Origin of the sequence: Singulisphaera acidiphila DSM 18658, from assembly GCF_000242455.2 — a bacterium.
Taxonomy (GTDB): Bacteria; Planctomycetota; Planctomycetia; order Isosphaerales; family Isosphaeraceae; genus Singulisphaera; species Singulisphaera acidiphila.
This window is the reverse complement of the sequence record NC_019892.1, coordinates 2,399,236-2,416,833: the sequence shown is the minus strand read 5'-3', so window position 1 is coordinate 2,416,833 and position 17,598 is coordinate 2,399,236. Positions and strand designations below refer to the sequence as shown.

17 protein-coding genes are annotated in these 17,598 nt (G+C 61.5%); 9 read left to right on the top strand and 8 right to left on the bottom strand.

The features are described 5' to 3' along the window. Positions 1-263 precede the first annotated feature (263 nt). From SINAC_RS09525 to SINAC_RS09505, 5 genes are all read left to right on the top strand, one after another. On the top strand, positions 264-791 hold the full coding sequence (locus tag SINAC_RS09525; RefSeq protein ID WP_390553812.1) for a sigma-70 family RNA polymerase sigma factor: 528 nt from the start codon (positions 264-266) through the stop codon (positions 789-791). After that, complete coding sequence (locus SINAC_RS09520) at positions 788-1,480, top strand: anti-sigma factor family protein (protein ID WP_015245473.1); 693 nt, start codon at positions 788-790, stop codon at positions 1,478-1,480. Before SINAC_RS09525 ends, SINAC_RS09520 begins: the two co-directional genes overlap by 4 nt. 84 nt (positions 1,481-1,564) lie before the next feature. Further along, positions 1,565-1,960 carry a rhodanese-like domain-containing protein gene (locus SINAC_RS09515; RefSeq protein WP_015245472.1) on the top strand — a complete coding sequence of 132 codons (396 nt, stop codon included), beginning with the start codon at positions 1,565-1,567 and terminating at the stop codon, positions 1,958-1,960. 178 nt (positions 1,961-2,138) lie between these two features. Beyond that, complete coding sequence (locus SINAC_RS09510) at positions 2,139-3,437, top strand: hypothetical protein (protein WP_015245471.1); 1,299 nt, start codon at positions 2,139-2,141, stop codon at positions 3,435-3,437. A 182-nt stretch (positions 3,438-3,619) separates the two neighbouring features. Continuing rightward, entirely contained in the window at positions 3,620-4,024 is a 405-nt protein-coding gene (locus tag SINAC_RS09505; RefSeq protein ID WP_015245470.1) for an ester cyclase, read from the top strand. A gap of 176 nt (positions 4,025-4,200) precedes the next feature. Here SINAC_RS09505 and SINAC_RS09500 read toward each other — a convergent pair whose 3' ends face one another. The 7 genes from SINAC_RS09500 to SINAC_RS09470 form a co-directional block, all read right to left on the bottom strand. After that, positions 4,201-4,545, bottom strand: coding sequence for a hypothetical protein (locus SINAC_RS09500; protein WP_015245469.1), 345 nt, complete (start codon positions 4,543-4,545; stop codon positions 4,201-4,203). A 27-nt stretch (positions 4,546-4,572) separates the two neighbouring features. Further along, on the bottom strand, positions 4,573-5,523 hold the full coding sequence (locus SINAC_RS09495; RefSeq protein WP_015245468.1) for a type II secretion system F family protein: 951 nt from the start codon (positions 5,521-5,523) through the stop codon (positions 4,573-4,575). A 5-nt stretch (positions 5,524-5,528) separates the two neighbouring features. Beyond that, the gene (locus SINAC_RS09490; RefSeq protein ID WP_044147483.1) at positions 5,529-6,485 is read right to left on the bottom strand and encodes a type II secretion system F family protein; all 957 of its coding nucleotides are present in this window, start codon (positions 6,483-6,485) and stop codon (positions 5,529-5,531) included. 39 nt (positions 6,486-6,524) lie between these two features. Next, positions 6,525-8,018, bottom strand: a complete 1,494-nt coding sequence (locus SINAC_RS09485; RefSeq protein WP_015245466.1) for a CpaF family protein — start codon at positions 8,016-8,018, stop codon at positions 6,525-6,527. A gap of 52 nt (positions 8,019-8,070) precedes the next feature. Next, the gene (locus tag SINAC_RS09480; protein ID WP_015245465.1) at positions 8,071-9,255 is read right to left on the bottom strand and encodes an AAA family ATPase; all 1,185 of its coding nucleotides are present in this window, start codon (positions 9,253-9,255) and stop codon (positions 8,071-8,073) included. A 139-nt stretch (positions 9,256-9,394) separates the two neighbouring features. Further along, on the bottom strand, positions 9,395-10,288 hold the full coding sequence (cpaB, locus tag SINAC_RS09475; RefSeq protein WP_015245464.1) for a Flp pilus assembly protein CpaB: 894 nt from the start codon (positions 10,286-10,288) through the stop codon (positions 9,395-9,397). 44 nt (positions 10,289-10,332) lie between these two features. Beyond that, positions 10,333-10,875 (bottom strand): A24 family peptidase, encoded by a 543-nt coding sequence (locus SINAC_RS09470; RefSeq protein ID WP_015245463.1) that lies wholly within the window; start codon positions 10,873-10,875, stop codon positions 10,333-10,335. Between the two features lie 937 nt (positions 10,876-11,812). Between SINAC_RS09470 and SINAC_RS09465 the strand changes: the two genes are divergently transcribed. The 3 genes from SINAC_RS09465 (at position 11,813) to SINAC_RS09455 (ending at position 16,433) form a co-directional block, all read left to right on the top strand. After that, positions 11,813-12,727: a prenyltransferase/squalene oxidase repeat-containing protein gene (locus SINAC_RS09465; protein WP_237722429.1), complete on the top strand. Its 915-nt coding sequence runs from the start codon at positions 11,813-11,815 to the stop codon at positions 12,725-12,727. Then, positions 12,720-13,721 carry a DUF362 domain-containing protein gene (locus SINAC_RS09460; protein ID WP_015245461.1) on the top strand — a complete coding sequence of 334 codons (1,002 nt, stop codon included), beginning with the start codon at positions 12,720-12,722 and terminating at the stop codon, positions 13,719-13,721. Before SINAC_RS09465 ends, SINAC_RS09460 begins: the two co-directional genes overlap by 8 nt. A gap of 363 nt (positions 13,722-14,084) precedes the next feature. Then, positions 14,085-16,433: an FG-GAP repeat domain-containing protein gene (locus tag SINAC_RS09455; RefSeq protein WP_237722430.1), complete on the top strand. Its 2,349-nt coding sequence runs from the start codon at positions 14,085-14,087 to the stop codon at positions 16,431-16,433. A 55-nt stretch (positions 16,434-16,488) separates the two neighbouring features. Here the strand turns inward: SINAC_RS09455 and SINAC_RS09450 are convergent, their stop codons facing one another. Further along, positions 16,489-16,992 carry a hypothetical protein gene (locus tag SINAC_RS09450; protein ID WP_015245459.1) on the bottom strand — a complete coding sequence of 168 codons (504 nt, stop codon included), beginning with the start codon at positions 16,990-16,992 and terminating at the stop codon, positions 16,489-16,491. Between the two features lie 247 nt (positions 16,993-17,239). Between SINAC_RS09450 and SINAC_RS09445 the strand changes: the two genes are divergently transcribed. Beyond that, positions 17,240-17,542 (top strand): hypothetical protein, encoded by a 303-nt coding sequence (locus tag SINAC_RS09445; protein WP_015245458.1) that lies wholly within the window; start codon positions 17,240-17,242, stop codon positions 17,540-17,542. The last annotated feature ends 56 nt before the right edge of the window (positions 17,543-17,598 follow it).

Here is a 17,598-nt window from a genome sequence, read left to right as displayed (position 1 = left end):
CCGGGATGTTTTTTCCCTTTTGTCTGTTTTTTTGTCACGCCCGGCGCGCTCGCGACAATACTGTCATGAAGAAGCGAGGCCGAGCAGACCCAAGTTACGGTCGTTTTCCAGGCCGATCGCTCATTGATCCCCGAACGCGACTCCAAGCCAGACGCGGAACGACTGATCGGAAGGCATTTCGGAGGACCGAGTTGCGACCGAGCCCCGCCTTCGCATCGGAGACTTCCCCTGGGATTGGCCTTCCACCGCAGGTGAATGATCTTGTGTTGGCCGACGCGCGTGCAGCCACACTCGAAATGCTGGTGCGAGAGCATCAGGCCGGAGTGCGTGCCTTTATCCGTGCGTTGGGGGTGAGCGCGGCCTGGGTGGATGACCTCGCTCAGGAGACCTTTCTCGTTGCCTACCGAAAGCTCGACGATTGGGATCCCAGCTGTGACGCCGGGCGCTGGCTTCGTGGCATCGCTCGGCATCTCGCCGCCAACGAACGTCGCAAGGTCGGACGCAGGACACGCCTGCTCGCAGGCGGACTGGCTGACCTCCTGATCGACCGGGCCGAGCCGGAACATGCAATGCCCGCGACGGAATGGCTCGACGCGTTACGGGCTTGCTTGCAAGAGCTGCCGGAAGCCGGAAGAAAGCTGCTCGTGCAGCGCTACGCCGAAGGAGAACTCGCCGAGACGATGGCTGCGCGATTGCAGACGCGCGCCGACACCCTCCGTCAAAGGCTCCTCCGCCTGCGACAGCTCGTGAAGGGTTGTGTCGAGCGCAAGATGGGGGAGATGTGGCAATGACCGAGACACGTTATCACGAACTGCTCGGCCAACTGCTCGACGGTTCCCTTTCCGAGTCGGACGCCGAAGAACTTTGCCGGGGGCTCGAACACGATCCGGACCGACTCCGCAACGTGCGTGAACATCTGATGCTCTCGGATCTCTTGGCCCAAGACCTCACGCCGCATCGAGCGCCCGAAGTCTTTTGGCAAGGAGTTCAGTCCCGAATCCAGGCCGAAGCCGGCGAAATGCTCAAGGTTGTTCCAGCGACGACACCCCAGCGACCCTCCAAACCGACGCCACTGCACAGGTATTGGCGACTGGCGGTAGGGATCGCCGCGAGCCTCACAATACCGATCGCGATCATCGCCCAGTGGTCGGGATCGAAACGGGAAAGGGTGAACAACCCGTCCCCGGTGCCCGCCGTCCTGGAATCGAGCCGGGGCCTGGCAACGCATATTTCGCTCCACGGAAAGGCCGTGTGCGCCCACTGCACGCTTCACCAGACAAAGGAATGTCAGCCGGCGGTCCGCATTCGAGAGGGGGAAGGTGAGCAAACCCTCTTCCTGAGCGACAATTCGATCAGTCGTGATTTCAAGCGCAGGCAGGGTTGCTGCCGCACTCCGTTACAGATCCTGGCCGAAGGGACCGTCCACACCGAGCACGGTCGATCGCTGCTCGTAGCCACTCGCCTGGAGATTCAGCGTTAGCACGTTCCTCGTGCGATCCCTCCCGTTCCCCACTCGTGTTCCTCTCACGTTACGGAAGTTTCTCAACCCTTTAAGGAGAGTTCTATGCGACATGTTCTCGCGCTGGCCGTTGCCTTGATCGTCGGAGCCGGAACCGCTCAGGCCGCCGATCCGACTTATCCCAACATCACGCATGACGAGCTGCTTAAGGCGGTCGAGTCCAAGAAGGTCACCCTGCTCGACGCGAACGGGTCGGACTCGTACAAGGACGGGCACATTCCCACCGCGATCGATTTCCAGACGGCGAAGAAGGACCTCGCCGCAAAGCTTCCGGCCGACAAGTCCACCCTGATCGTCGCCTACTGCGCGAACGAGCAGTGCACCGCCTACCGCTCGGCGGCCCGCGCCGCGAAGGAGCTGGGGTATACCAACATCAAGCACTACGCCAAGGGCATCTTCGGCTGGAAGGCCACGGGCGCCCCGGTAGAACCCGCCAAGTAACCTCAACTCGGGTCGACGCACGTTGACCCCTGCGAGTGGGAACGACCGGGCAGCCGCCATCGGCTGCCCGGCTTCGTCGACTCGATCACGTCCTCACAGTCGGCCCCGTGAGACTCTCCGGCAGGCCACTTCAATATGATGAATGATGACCGACTGACCCGAAAGGAATCACGTGTTCATGCCAGCAGATCACCATGAACATCAGCGGAGCGTCGTGGTCCCGTGGGGTCGATCTGTCCTGCTCGTGTTCGCGCTCTTGAGTACCTTGGCTTTCCGCCAGTCGACTCGCGGGGCGGAGCCGCTCGGCGTCAACAATCCGCTCCACGGATACGACACGCTGCCAACCGAGGATCGTTTTGCTCGCCTCAAGGCCGACCTCGACACCGGCCGCGCGTCTCTGGAGGGGGACGACGAGCTCGCATTGCTGCGGAACTTGCTGCGTGCGCTTGACATCCCCGTCTCCTCGCAGATGCTCGTCACCTCGGCCACGAGCTTTCAGAAAACGATCATTTCGCCCCGGCGCCCTCGGGCGCTTTACTTCAACGATGACACCTATGTGGGCTTCGTGCCGGGTGGACAGCTCGAGGTGATCTCGATTGATCCCGCGCGAGGCGCCATGTTCTACATCTTCGGTCGCCCTGAGGCCGGGAAGGTTCCACGGATCCGGCGGACCGAGAACTGTTTGACCTGTCACGCGACGCCCGAAATGGACGAGATCCCGCAACTGGTGATCGAATCGGTCGTACCGGGCATCACGGGCGGGGGTGAGAAAGCGTTCCGTCGCGGCTTGAGCGGGCACGGCGTCCCGTTCGACCAGCGTTTCGGCGGCTGGTTGGTCACCGACGCCCCTGACTTCAAGCAACATTGGGGCAACATCCTCATCGAGTGGACCTCGAAGGGGGCCAAGGAACGGTCGATGGAACCGGGCGAGCTATTCGACCTGAGCCGCTATCCCGTGCCAACCAGCAACCTCCTGCCGCAGCTCCTCCACGAACACCAGGTTGGATTCGTCAACCGCGCCGTCAGCGCGACCTATCGCACGCGGACGCTCCTCCACGAGCATGCCGGCCGCTCCGAGCCGGTCAAATCCGAGTTGGAGTCGCTGGCCCGCGGACTCGTCCGCTACCTGCTGTTCGCCGATGAGGTGCCGCTTCCCCCGGGAGGCGTGCCGGGAGCCGAACCGTTCAAGGCCGACTTCCTGGCCAAGCGTCGCGTCGGATCCAACGGCCGCTCGCTCCGCGACCTGGAACTGAGTACCCGGCTCATGCGTTACCGTTGCTCGTACATGATCGACTCGCCGGCCTTCGCCGGTCTCCCCCAACCGCTCAGCCACTTGGTGGATCTCGAGCTGGAACGGGCGCTCGATCCCTCAACAATCGCGCACGATTACACCTACCTGCCCGCAGAGGAGAAGCAGGTCATTCGGACCCTCCTGCAAGAACTGCGGCCCTCCGCACGTCCGGACGATCTCCGCTGAGCCTTCCCAACCATTGCCGTCCCATTCCAAAGGCATCCTTCGCCAACCGGCTGCAATCGTTGCGCGAAGCCGCCGTCCGTAGTCAGGATCTGGCCCTTGCAATCCTCGAACGGGTAGGATGCCTGCAATTCTTTTCGAGGCAAGGGACGTGACCAAGCCGTCCAGAACGCAGGGAGAGAGCTGTGGCCGGAGAGATTCACAAGCAAGTCGTTCGCGAGTACGTTGAAGCCTTCAATCAGGGAGACCTCGCTGGACTCCAGCGTCTCTTTGCCCCTGATGCCGAGATTCAAGGTGTACTCGGCGCCGGCCAGATGGAGAAAGCCCTTGCGGTGTGGCGGCAGCTAATCGAGGGCCTTTCCATCAACCTCATGATCGAGGAGATGATCGTCGAGGGCGATTGCGTAGCCGTCCGATTCACCGAGCGCGGCGCCTTCGTTCGCCCTTTCTTCGGCCACGAGCCTACCGGCAAATCCTACGAGCTGGTCGCGATGGAATGGTTTGTCATCCGCGATGGGAAAATCCTGCGCCGCTGGGGTGTCAGAGATTCCGCGGCGCAAGCCCGGCAGATCGGCCTCCCGCTACAATAGCCGATCGGCTGCGCGAGGGGTGCTGCCGAAGACACAAGGCGACGAGTAATTGCGCCATCCGCGAGATCCGGAACGATCGTTGCCGGCGATCCTCCGCTCGATCCATCGTCGCCCCCCGTCTCCCCAGAGGAGGCCGCTACCAGTCCGGCAGGCGACGCGGAACGACGACACGCGAGTCAAGCTGCGCCCTTGCGGAGGAGCATGGCGAGAGCACCGGTCCAGCAGATCGCGAACGTGATCACGTGCGACGACTTCCAGGCCCCTTGACGAAATAAACTCGAAAACATCTGTCTAATGTCAAATCTCGCCGTCTCGTAGCCCCCGCTCAGGAAGTCAAGAATGGGGGTCTGTACGTGCGGGTAGGCCCCGAACAGACCCTTCCAGGATGCAAAACAGAGGAGTCCCGCTTCGTAAAAGAGCGGCGAGAGAATCAGGAGCAGGGAGATGACCGCCAAGGTCATGAGCCTGCTTCGGCGTTTTCTTGGACGCTGTTCGAGTGCGAAGGAGGCGTTTTTACGCATGGCTCTTCTCGTATCCGACAGCCGGCCTCAACCCTTACCCAACATCGTCTTGGCAATCTGAATACCCGCAGGACCGACGAGAATCACAAATACGCCTGGAAATATAAACAGGACAAGCGGGATCATGATCTTGACCGCCGTCTTCGCAGCCCGCTCCTCCGCTAACTGACGGCGTCTCAAGCGCATCGAGTCTGACTGGACCCGGAGCGCGCCTCCGATGCTCGAGCCGAACTTCTCCGCCTGGATCACCACTGCGGAGAGTGCCCGCATGTCGTCGACCCCCGTCCGCGTTCCCAGGTCGCGAAGCACGTCTTTGCGCGCTCGGCCCATCTGCGCCTGGAAGTTGGCAATCGCGAACTCCTCGCACAAAACCGGGCACGAGCTGGAGAGTTCGGACGTCACCCGACGCATTGCCGCATCAAGCCCCAGGCCCGCCTCGACACAGACAACCATCAGGTCAAGCGCGTCGGGCAAGGCGAGAAAAATCGCCTCGATCCGTTTTTTGCGGATGTGCCCCACACAGAAATCCGGAAGATAAAACCCGACCGCACCGGTCAGAATGCTGTACGTCAGCCCGGCCTGGGTCGCGCCGTAGCGCGTGACGAAGAGGGGAACCGCAATCGCAAGCCCGATCACCAGGCCAACCATTTTCCAACCATAGTAAGCCATGACGGCCTGCTCACTTCGGAAGCCCGCATTGAGCAGGGTGAGCCGAATCTTGCCAAGCTCGACCTCATTGGTCGGCCGGAGTGACTTGCCGAGCTTGGAAGCAGCCTCCGAGACTCGCGCCTGGAACTTCGCCTGCTGCTGTTGCTCCGCAAGTTTCCTGTCGTTTTGTGGAGTCAGCGGGTCGAGCACGCGGCGTAGTCGCTCCTCGGCCGTTGAGGGCCGTCGGTCGGCCATCGTCGTGAGGAAACCCCAAACGCCCAGGGTGATCGTCAGAAAGACCGCGAAGGGAACAATCGTTTCCCAACTCATATTGGTTACACCTTGATCGCGACGATCTTTTTGATCATCAACGCTCCCAAAAGTTGAAAGGCGGCCGTAATGGCCAGCATCTTGGTGCCGATCGGCGTCGTAAACAGAACGCTGACATAATCATAATTCGACATCGAGAGAAATGCGAGCAACCCCGGTGGGAGGGCCAGGAGCACGATCCCGGAAAGCCGGCCTTCCGCCGTGAGTGCTCTGACGTGACCAAAGAGTTCGAACCGCTGCCGGATCAATTTGCCGATCTTGTCGAGGACCTCGGCAAGATCGCCGCCGGTCGCGCGTTGAATGACCACGGCGATCACAAAGAACCGGACGTCGACCGAAGGCACGCGATCAGCCAAGCCGCGAAGGGTGACCTCGAGCGGGATACCCAGGTTCTGCTCTTCGAAGACGCGGCCGAACTCGTCGGCAATCGGCCCCTTCATTTCCTCGGAGACCAGGTGCAGGGCCGAAGCCAGGCTATGCCCCGCGCGCAGTCCTCGGCCGATCAGTTCAACGGCTTCGGGCATCGCGTCGAGAAACTTCTTGATCCGTCGCTGTTTGCGATGGATGAGCCAGAAGAAGGGAGTCGTCCCGAGCACCACCGAGCCCAACGGAACCAGGTAGAGAGGAAGCTTGAACAGGAAACCAATCAGCGCCCCGGCCAGGGCCAAGATCACGACAATTCCCATGAACCTGTTGAAGGGCAGATTGACGTCGGCCTGCTCGTAGAGTCGACTCAGGTTCTCGAGGTTGGGGATGAATTTGGTCCAGAATTGCGGCGTCTCGAGGTCGATCGCCGGCGGCCGGAGCAGAATTCCGGTGCGAAGGTCCACGTCTTTCTTGGGCCTCGCGATCAAGTCGTCGAGTCGCTGCTCCGCCTGCAATCCTTCGGATTTACGGAAGGCCAGGCCGATCCCCATGAAAAGGGCGACGACGGCCAATCCGGCCATAAGAGAAACGATCATCTGATCATTCACGGCGCGTCCCCTCTCTCGATCCCCGGCTCAATCCTTGAGCAGAACGCGCTGACGGAAGACATCGCTCGTGAGATGGTAGCCCGCGTATTCGAGGCGGTCCATGAATGTGGGACGGATGCCCGTCGCGATGAACTCGCCATAGGCACGACCATTCGCATCCACTCCCTGTTGCTTGAATGAGAAGATTTCCTGCATGATGATCGTGTCACCTTCCATGCCGATCACTTCGGAAATGCTGGTCACTTTTCTCGGTCCGCCCTGAAGCCGGCTGGCCTGGATGATCAGGTCAACGGCCGACGCGAACTGCGACCTCAGCGCCCGGATCGGGAGTTCGAGACCGGCCATGCTGATCATGGTCTCGAGACGGCTGAGCGCATCGCGCGGAGTGTTGGCGTGAACGGTCGTCATCGAGCCTTCGTGACCGGTGTTCATCGCCTGGATCATATCCAGCGTTTCCGCCCCACGACACTCGCCGATGATAATCCGGTCAGGCCGCATTCGGAGGGCATTCTTGACCAAGTCGGTGGCGGTCACCGCGCCTCTGCCCTCGATGTTCGGGGGGCGCGTCTCCAGTCGCACAACGTGTTCCTGCTGGAGTTGCAGCTCGGCGGCATCCTCGATCGTGATCACACGATGATCGGTCTGGATAAAGCTTGAGAGTGTGTTCAGGAGCGTTGTTTTCCCGGAACCGGTACCTCCCGAGATGATCACGTTTAAGCGAGCCTTCATGGCTCCTTCCATCAGAGCGAGCATCTCGGGGGTGAACGCCTTGAAACGGAGGAGGTCATCCTTGTTGATCGGCTTCGAGCCGAACATACGAATGGTGACCGCGGCGCCGTCAAGGGCGAGCGGGGGAATGATGGCGTTGAATCGCGAGCCGTTGGGCAGTCGAGCGTCGACCATCGGCGATGTTTCATCGACGCGCCGACCCACGCGAGAGACGATCCGATCGATGATCTGGAGCAAGTGCTCGTTGTCGCGAAAGACGACTTCCGACCGAAGGATCCGCCCTTCTTTCTCGATAAAAATCTTCTTCGGGCCATTGATCATGATATCGGCAATTTTATCATCCTTGAGCAAGAGCTCGAGCGGACCGAACCCGAAGGTCTCGTCGAGGATCTCGCTCACCAGCCGCTGACGCTCGTTGCGGTTCAGCAGAGGGTTCTCGGTATCGCAGAGATGCTCAACGACCACCCGGATCTCGCTCCGGAGCGAGTTCGGATCCATCTCGCTGACCCGATTCATATCGAGCCGGTCAACCAACCTCATGTGAATATGCCGCTTCAACGTCTCATACGCGACCTCGGCCGGATCCGGTTCCTTCGGTACCTCTCGGCCTCGGTTGACGGCAGGAGGCGGAGGAGGGATGGGACTGGGGAGCGGCGGTGGTGGCGGAGACGTGGGCGACAGGTTGCTCGGGGCAGCGTCAGTCTGGACGGGAACAGGAACTGGGACAGGAACAGGAGTAGGCGCCGGCGTCGGTCGGGGGCCAAATGGGGTACGTCCTAATCCTTTAATCATTTGCGCAACTCTCCAGGAGCTGTCACGGTTCAACCTTGATGATCAGCATCGATCAGAAGAAGGCCGCGAAAAGGCCTTTGCGGGGCTTACTCGGTTCGAGGACAGGATAGGGACGCAGCGATCGAGCAATTTCGAGAATGGCTTGGTGGGCCTTGCTGCCCGAGGCCACTTCGTCGAGGGGCACACCCCGGGCCCGCGCCAGGTTGAACGATTTCGTCGCATTGGGGATCTGCCAAGCAACCGGCATCTGGAGGGTTTCTTCGGCCTTCTTGAGGCTGATCTCCGAGTCGTGAGCCCCCGAACGGTTGACGACGAGGCGGACTCGATCGGTCAAGCCTTCGAATTGCTGGAAGAGGTGCAGCAACCGGGCGGTGTTTCGCAAGCAGGTGAGATCGAGCTGAACGGCCAGGAGGATCACGTCGGCCATCTCGAAGGCAAGAAAGTCCGAGGACTGAAGGCCTTTGCTGGTATCGATGATCACGGTGGGAAACGAGGCCTTGAGCATCATCATCACCCGGCGCAAGGCATCCGGGTCAATCTGGGCCGACTCTTCCATCGCCGTCGGATGCGGCAGCAAGTAGAGCCCCGACGAGTGGCGTGTGAGCGAGCGTTTCAGAAGCGTCTGGTCCAGTCGGTCGACGCTCTGCACGATCCCCTGAAGCGTATTGTCGGTGACGATGTCGAGACAGGCGTCGATCGAGCCGAACATCAAGTCAAAATCAACGAGGATCGTCTCATGCGCGGAGGCTTTAGCCAGGGTCGTCGCAAGATTCACGGCCAGCGAGGTGCAGCCGACCCCCCCGGCGGCTGCTGTGACGGCAATGAGCTGGGGGCCTCGCTTGACCTCTTCGGGCTTCTCATCCTTCCGCGTGGTGATCCGATTGACCGACTCGAGAAGTTCCTCCGGGCGCGTGGGCAAGGTCAGGAACTCGCGAGCCCCAGCACGAATGACACGGAGAATGACCGACGTATCGTGCTGCTTACTAGCGGGCAAAACAACGACGTTGGGGGACTGCTGGGTCATCTGTTGAATCAGGTCGAAGGCCTGTTCAGAGTCGGAATCCATGACCACGATCGCCAGGTCAGGTTGGATCTCGGCCACCCTGTTGGCCGCCCCCTGATAGGCTCCACAAACCTCGGCAAGCCAGAGATCGGGCACTCCGCTGATCACCCGGAGCAGTGCGAGCCGAGATTCATCGATCGGATCAATGAGGATGACTCTTATCGTGTCCTTCATGGCGTTTCACCCAGCGGAGCAGCGTTCGAGGGAGAGCGGTTGATTCCGGCCGGAAGCTTTGATTGACCCGTTCCGGCCGACCCCACGCACGTCAAGGGAGTCGGGTCGCATGAATCGACAGACGCAAGTGGAGTACCGATCAGGGATCAATCGGAGGAAAGGCGGCGTCCTCCCCGGACTGGTCCATCGTTTCTTTATCGAGTGAAACTCGTTCCGGCTTCTGTTGCCCGCGATAAATCCAGACAAAACGCCGCTCCGGAGCAGGCGCAGGCGGTTTGGCCGTTGGCGGCGGTGGCAAAGGCAACTCGACCGGCTTGACCGCGACTTCCACTGGAGCGGGAGCAGGGGCAGGAGCGTGCTCATGTTTAACCGAAACGAGTCTGACGTGGTCGTTGAGTCCCCTGAGGGCGAGCGAGAGCGACCCTTTGGTCCGAGCCGCGACCAGGACGTCGACCTGCTCGGGGGTCACCTCGAGGGTCACGGTCCGCGACTGAATCGAACGATCGTCGGGACGGGTGAAGACTTGTCCCGAGGCCAGGACCGGGATGTCTTGAAGGATCGTTTCCGACTCCTCCTCCGTACCGCTACGGTTGGAGAGGCTCAAGACCACATCGACCCGGTGGTCGGGCAAGATGAAGCCGGAGACTCCCGTGTGTTCGTTGACCTCGAGGGTGAAGGCCCGCATCCCTGGATGGATTCGCGAGACGAGACCGGCCGGGCTCCCCTTGGGGGCCAGCTTGCGATCGAGAATCGGCTCCCCCTCGAGGGTCCGAATCAAGACCCAGCGGTCCTGAACGTCCTGGTAGGTGGTAAAGGTCCCGGCGGGAACGCTCGCCTTGGGCATGGAGACCACTTTGACGGACTCGGGCTTGAGGATCTCTTCCACCTTCAAGTCATGCACGGCGACCAGAACTTCCTGAGTCTCGCTGACAACCTGGCTCTGATTCTTCGCGAGCATCCGGCTCGTACCGTACATGGCACCGAGCCCGCTCAGAGCGGCCAATCCCAACATCGCCAACGACTTGCCGTTCATGGGCGTTCCCACCTTCCGCCGCCATTTAGGCGGGCCTCAACGGATCAGACGAGAATACCGATCCAGGCGAAGTAGGCAATCGAGCCCACTGCGATTGGGATCCCGTAGGGGAGGAGCATCATCGTCGGCTTCCGTGCGGCCGCGGTCGCGGCGAGTTTCTCGGGATTGCGAACCGTAAGAATCTCATGGCCGATCGCCTGGAACTGGACCCAGTGTTTGATGAACTGACCCGACCAAACCACCATCCCGATGGCCATCAGTCCCCCCACCACCACCGAGACCGCGAACGCCCCCAGGGTCAATGAAGGTCCCATCCACGCACCGATTCCGGCCATCAGCTTCACGTCGCCGGCCCCCATGCCTCCGATCATGTGCAAGGGCAGGAGCAAGGCCAGGCCCACGACAGCTCCAGTGAACGCCCACAGCAGCCCCGCGCTTCCACCCGTATAGGTTGCGAAGGCCAAGCCACCGAGCACCATGTGGAAAGTCAACCAGTTGGGTACCTTCAACTTCCAGCCATCGATCAGGGCCGCTTCCACAAGTACGGCCGAGACGAACCAGGCGACTTCCTGCGATACCTGCGGCATGAATCCTTGCCCTCGCGAGAGTAAGTAGGAACGGGGAGAGACGGAAAGAATCCTGTGGCGAATCCTGCTCTTCGATCCTTCACTGGCTTCCTTGGAAACTTGGGTCGAATCCCGACCGATGTCAAATCAAAACCCAGGTGTCCCTTGAAGCTGCATGCACCGTGGCAAAAAGGAATTGTGCACCGAGTTCCCCGGCCACAATGAATGGGTTTTCCCCCCTCCCAGGAAATGGCCAAACCATCGTAGTTCTCTGAGAGAGGTGGGGACCAGAAACGAAAAATTCCGGACCATGCGGTTGGACTGGCCTCCCCGCATTGCCCGGTAGGTCTGGTTCAGACTCTTGACCGCTGCTTCGACGACAAGACGAGCCGGACATCTGTCAACAACCGATGACCTGACGGTCTGCGCCCATTGAACTTTCAAGGTTTGTATGGAAATCGCTCTCGCTTGGTATCTAGCATCCAGACGTGATAAAAAACGATGGGGAACCAGCCTCATCCACCCGGGTGAGGTGAACTCGAAGGGGTCAGGATCGTTTCGACGGAGTTGGTTAGGTCGCCTCGGCCACATCGCGTGGACGCCCCGTACCTCGAACACCTCAAACTTAGCTCATTGTTGCTCGATGTTGTAAAAATACCCCGAAAATTTCTAAAGTGTTTCGATTGGCACGCACTTCGACAGTTTCCAGGCCACCATCGGGCATGTCCTATAGGTTTATTGAGGACGGTGATCAGGTCTCCCAAAGACTTACGATTATCGCGCTTCCCCCTTCAGGAACCCAAAAGAGGCAGCGATTCCTGAATATTCGTTCACAACCCCTGATCCCGGTCGAAACAGTTTCGGATCTTTGAGGAAGGTTTAACCTTCGCCGGTGCAGGCAACTTGCCGTACCTAAAAAGTCGACGTTGAGGTGGTTTTGGATACGCCGGAGAACCAGGTGACGCCAAACGAGTGGAGCAGCGCCGCGTGCCACGAGTTGCTCGGCTTGCGAGCGACCACGCCGGGCTGGGGCTATCGGCAGGGGGCAAGGCCCTCCGTCGAGCCGACAGCGCTGGCCGGTCTCGGGTTGGTCGCCTCACTGAAAGCCTCAGACGATTCGGCCGTTCGAGCCGCCGCCGATTGGCTGGCCTCGATCCAGAATCAGGACGGCTCGATGGGTCTCTCGGCAGGGCAGACCTCGCCCTGCTGGACGACCCCTTATGCCCTTTTGTTCTGGAACGCGCTGCCCGGTTTTGAGAAGGCACGCCAACGAGCCGCCACATGGCTGCTCCAGCAGCGAGGTCGGACGAATTCAGCCGATTCCGACCCCGACCACGTCATCGGCCATGACCCGACGCTCGTGGGCTGGCCGTGGGTTACAGATACGCATTCGTGGCTGGAACCGACGGCGATCTCGATTCTGGCCCTCTCTCGGGAAGGCTATGGCGATCACCCCCGGGTTCGCGAAGGGGTCCGTTTGATCATTGACCGTGCGCTTCCCGACGGCGGCTGGAATTACGGGAACCGGTCCGCCTTCGGCAACGTCCTCCGCGCTCAGCCCGGTCCCACCGGCCTGGCCTTGTTAGCCCTCGCGGAGGCAGACGGCTCCTCGAAGGTTGTCGAGAAGGGGGTGCAGTACTTACGGAAGACACTGCCGACCACCCGCGCTCCAGCTTCGCTCGGCTGGGGAGTGCTCGGCCTCCGCTCCTGGAAAGAGGACGCGGCGGAATCCAACCTCTGGCTGGCCGAGTCCTATCAACGAACCGCCGGTCGACCCGATGCCGCGATGCGGCTGGCGCTTCTGCTGCTGGCCGGTGGTGAGGCGTCACTCCCCCTCTTGGTCGGAAATTCAAAGGGAGGTCGCCGTGGATGAACCGAAGTCGCGGAAGCGTCGAAACTTCCTCACCGGCGCGGGGGCCGTGCTGGCGGGTGGAATGGCCTCCAAGCTGCTCTATGACCGGAACGAGCATTCCCTACGCGGGGATGTGTTCATTGCCTCGGCGTCGACTTACGCGGTCGATCTGGAATCAAAGATTCGCGAGGGCTTACAAGAGCTCGGCATCGGGCCCAAGCAGGTTTCGAGGAAGTCGATCCTGCTCAAGCCGAACCTGGTGGAACCGAGTCGCCAGGCGCCGCAGATCAACACCAACCCCGCCTTGATCCGTGCGACGGCTGAGGTCTTCAAGCGCTGGGGCGCCCGTGAGGTCTTCGTCGCCGAAGGACAAGGCCACTGTCGGGATACCGACTTCGTGCTCGAGCAGTCGGGACTTGGCCCCGTGCTCGACCAGGAGGGGATCGAATTCGTCGACCTGAACCACGATGAACTCGTGATGACGGCCAACCGGTCGCGGTTTACGACGCTGGGCCGGCTCGCCCTCCCTGCCTCATTATTGCGCCGGGCGGATCTGATTGTCTCGATGCCCAAACTCAAAACACACCACTGGGCGGGCGTCACGCTTTCGATGAAGAATCTCTTCGGCGTTATGCCAGGGGTCTACTACGGCTGGCCCAAGAACGTCCTCCACCACGCCGGAATCCCGGAATCGATCCTCGACATCAACGCCACCGTCCGCCCGCACCTGGCGATTGTCGACGGGATTGTCGGCATGGAAGGGGATGGCCCGATCATGGGATCCCCTCGCCAATCGGGCGTCATCGTCATGGGGACGAACCTCCCTTCGGTCGATGCCACGGCGGCGCGACTCATGGAGATCAACCCCTGGAGAGTCTCCTACCTGGCCGCCTCCTCCGGACGGCTCGGCGCGATCGCCGAAGGGCACATCACCCAGCGCGGCGAAACGATCCGCTCCCTCGCCCAACCATTCCGGCTCCTCGACCATCCGAGCTTCGCCGCCTTGCGAACCTGAGCGATCCCCCTTGGGCCTTACCGTTCGCCAACCCAATCAAGAAGACGTGTCCCGGCTCCGCATTCCTCAGCGAGAAGAGGACGCGGAGACCGGGATGGGCCCCCGGTACGGGGGTCGTCGTACCGGAAGTGGAGAGAACGACCAAGCTACCGCCGCGCGATGAAGCCGAGACGCAGCCCGTGTGAATCTCAGGTGAACGCTCGCATTTTTTCTCCCTCTCGGAAAATTCATTGATCATCATGCGTGCGTTCAATGCAGGAGCGATTCTCCCCTGCCCCGTCTTGCCGACGCTGCGGCCCTATCGTACGCTACTGTTTGATTATTACGTGATTTGGCAGGATTAGAGAACCTGGGGCGATCGCGATGAGCGCAGCGCTGAGATACCGAATGGGATGGATCCTGGCCACCGTTCTGACCGTCTCCGGCGGTCAGGCGCTCGGGGACGAACCTCGGCTGGCCGACTACTTCGGGTTCCTGCCCCTGGAAGTCTATAAACTGGATCCGAGGATGGGGAATCTCATCCTCAAGGACCTCGACGGCGACAAGACCGACGACATCGTCGTGGTCAACAACGGCCGCTCGCGGATCGACCTGCTCCTGAGCTCGAAAAAGGCAGGAAGCGACACCGCGACGGCCCCCGCCGAGGACCCGGAACCGAACCAGATTTCGAGCGACCGCCGGATGCGCCTGGTGAGCGTGCCAGTGAACAAGGAAGTCGTCAGCCTGCAAATCGCCGACTTCGATGGTGATGACCGCCCCGACCTCGCCTTCTTTGGCAATCCCGCCGAGATCGTCATCATGCTGAATGACGGTCAAGGGGGCTATACGAATGTGAAACGGCTCAACGTAGGGGAAGCGGTTGAGACCCCCAACGCGTTGACGGTGGGTGACCTCAACCGGGACGGCCGCGCCGACCTGGCCTTGCTCCAGGCGAACGAGGTCGAAATCATCTACCAGGGGGAGGGGGGAAAGCTCGGTGAGCCGGAGCGACTGCCACATACCGCGAGCAATCCTCGAATCCTCAGGGCGGTGGATCTCGACGGGGACGGTGGCGACGACCTGGTGATCCTCGATGGGGGCACGGACGACCCAATCCGGGTCCGCTTCTCCACGCCTGGCGGCAAGCTTGGCCCCGAACAGCGTTTTTTCATCGAATCGCCGCGTGCGATCGCGTTCGCCCAGATGGATGGAAAAGCTGGCGCCGAACTCCTCACGATCGAGGCTCAGTCGGGCCGGGCCCGGGTCCTCAAGCTCGACGAAGCCGAGAAAGAGGAGTCGGGGACGCGCGGGCGGCTCATCTTCTACCCGCTTCCGCCGGGTAACGAGCGCGGGCGATCACTCGCCTTGGGCGATCTCGATGGGGACAAGAAAATCGACGTGGTGGTAACCGACCCGGCCAACGCCCAGTTCCTGCTCTATCGGCAGTCGGAGCGAACCGGCCTGGGTGCCGGCCAGAGCTTCCCCGCGCTCGTCGGGGGACGAACGGTTCGACTCGCCGACCTCGACGGCAACGGGAAAGATGAGGTCATCGTCCTCTCTGAACAGGAAAAGCAGATCGGCCGAAGCGTGCTCGACGAGGGCCGCCTGACATTCCCGACCCCCTTGCCCATCAGTGGTGAGCCCGTCGCCCTCGACGTTGCCGACCTCGACGGCGACAAGACGCCTGAGGTTCTCTACGTCGCGCGAACCAAGACGAACGGCACGGAACACTACTCGTTGCGAGGGGTGAAGCGGGAAGCGTCAGGAACGTTCGTGCCGTTCCGCTGGGGGCAGGAAGATGAGGTCCCCTTGAAAGGGCTCACCAGTGTCCCGCCCGCGCTGCAAGTGCTTGACGTCAATCGCGACGGCCAGCCCGACGTGCTCGTCTTCAATTCATTCGGGCCGCCGCTGCTCCTGCTCGGTCGTGCGGGGGGAGAACCCCCTGCCCCCGCCGGTGGCAGCCTCGGTCCGCTTGCAGCCGTCACGCCAGCCGGTCTGACCATGACCGACCTGAACGGACCGGCCTTGATCGTGGCCCAGAACACGTTCGCCCGCAACCTGCTGCTCGACAAACAAGGGGTCTGGGAGGTCAAGGATCAATATAACTCCGGGCGCGGCTCGGCTCAAATCCTCGGCGCCGCCGCCTTGGATGTCGATGGGGACGGTACCAAAGAGATCGTCTTACTCGACAAGAGCTCCAAGTCGCTCCTCTTCCTCGAGTACCGCGACAAGGTTTATCGCCCGAGCGGGTCACTCGTGATCGGCCCTATCGACTTCCAGGGGATGCATGTCGCCGACCTCGACGGCGATGGTCGCGACGACCTACTGCTCGCCGGCACCGACCGCTTCGGTGTGGTCTTGACCGGTCAAAAGGGCCAGCAACTGAAACCGATGGCGAGCTACGAGTCGAACCGGACCGAAGCCAAGCTCGCCGACCTCGCGGCGGGCGACCTGAACGGCGATGGCCAGCCCGATATCGTCCTGACCGACATCGCCGAACATTTCATTGAGATCGTCACGAGTTCCAGTCCGACCGACCTCAACCGGGCATTCGCGTTCAAGGTTTTCGAGCGCAAATCGTCCCGTGGCCTCAATGATATGGTCGAACCACGAGAGCTGGCCGTCGGCGACGTGGATGGCGACAAGCGGGCCGACCTCGTCCTGATCGTCCACGATCGCATCCTCGTCTACCGACAAGATCCAGGCAAGCCGGACGACGAGAAAGCGAAATAACGCGGCCCGTTGAAGGCCCAGGAGGACCGGCCGGCCGAGAAACCTCGGCGGCTGGTCAGGGCTTGCTTTTGCTCCCCTCGATGACAAGGTCGATCGCCGAGAAGTGCTCGTGATCGCTCTGCGTCTGCTTGCTCTCCACGCGCACCAGGTAGACGCCCGGCGTCTCGATCCGCACCGTGTTCCGCTGGCCGGCCTTGGCCCCCGGCTTGAAATCCATGTCGAACGCGGTCTCGAGCACAACATCACCGCTCAGGTCGGGCAGATCTTTCTGGCCGACCTTGTCCTGGCGGGCGATGAAGAAATGCACGACCACATTCTCCAAGGTCTTGTGCGGATAGACGTTGGTCATGACCCACTCGATCCGGATCGGGTCGCCAACCTTGGCCTTGAGGACCGGGCGCGGGTTCTTGCCCGACTCCGGCGGGGTCTGATCGACGAACGCCGTCTGCTTGGTGTTATTCGGGCCGCTGACGTCGAGATGGATCTTGGCGTGCTCAGCGCGCGTCCACGTACCGAAGCAGGCCAAGCCTAAGGTCGCAAGCATGATCGATCGCATCATCACAAAATCTCCCGATTTGGGGGGTTCACTGGATTAGGGAGGACGAGTCCGGCCGCGTCGCATCGTAACGAGGCGCCGGGTTGCCATCCATCATCTTGAGGATTCCACGACTCGTTCTTGCTCGTCGCGCCGACCGATCTTTCTTGTGTGATAACCTTGAATTCGGGTCGGCTTGCCCACGGTCAGTTGGAATGCGATACGTACAATCGCCACGACCCGCAAAGCCCCCCGAACGGGAGTGGGACCGATGAAGCTTCGTACTGACCCCTGGTTCATCCTCTCGAGGATCGGGACGCTCTCGATGGCCTTGACCCTCCTCCCCGCCTGTAGCGCCTCGGCGGGACACCGAGCGGCCAAGGCCGACTGTCCTCCCGGCTCCGAGCCGTCGAGGAGCATCGCCTATCGTCCGATCTTCTCGAACCTCCCGACTCGGACCTTCTATCCGTCCGGCTACGCAGGCGCCACTTACCCGCCGCTCGGCCAGGGCGACCGGGCCGCGGTTCGCTCGGCGCGGCGGCCGATCTATTCGGGCTGGTTCGGAGGCCGCTGAGCCATTCCCTCGCGTGGAGCCTGCTCCACGCCGGGAAAATCCGGGAACGGTTTGGA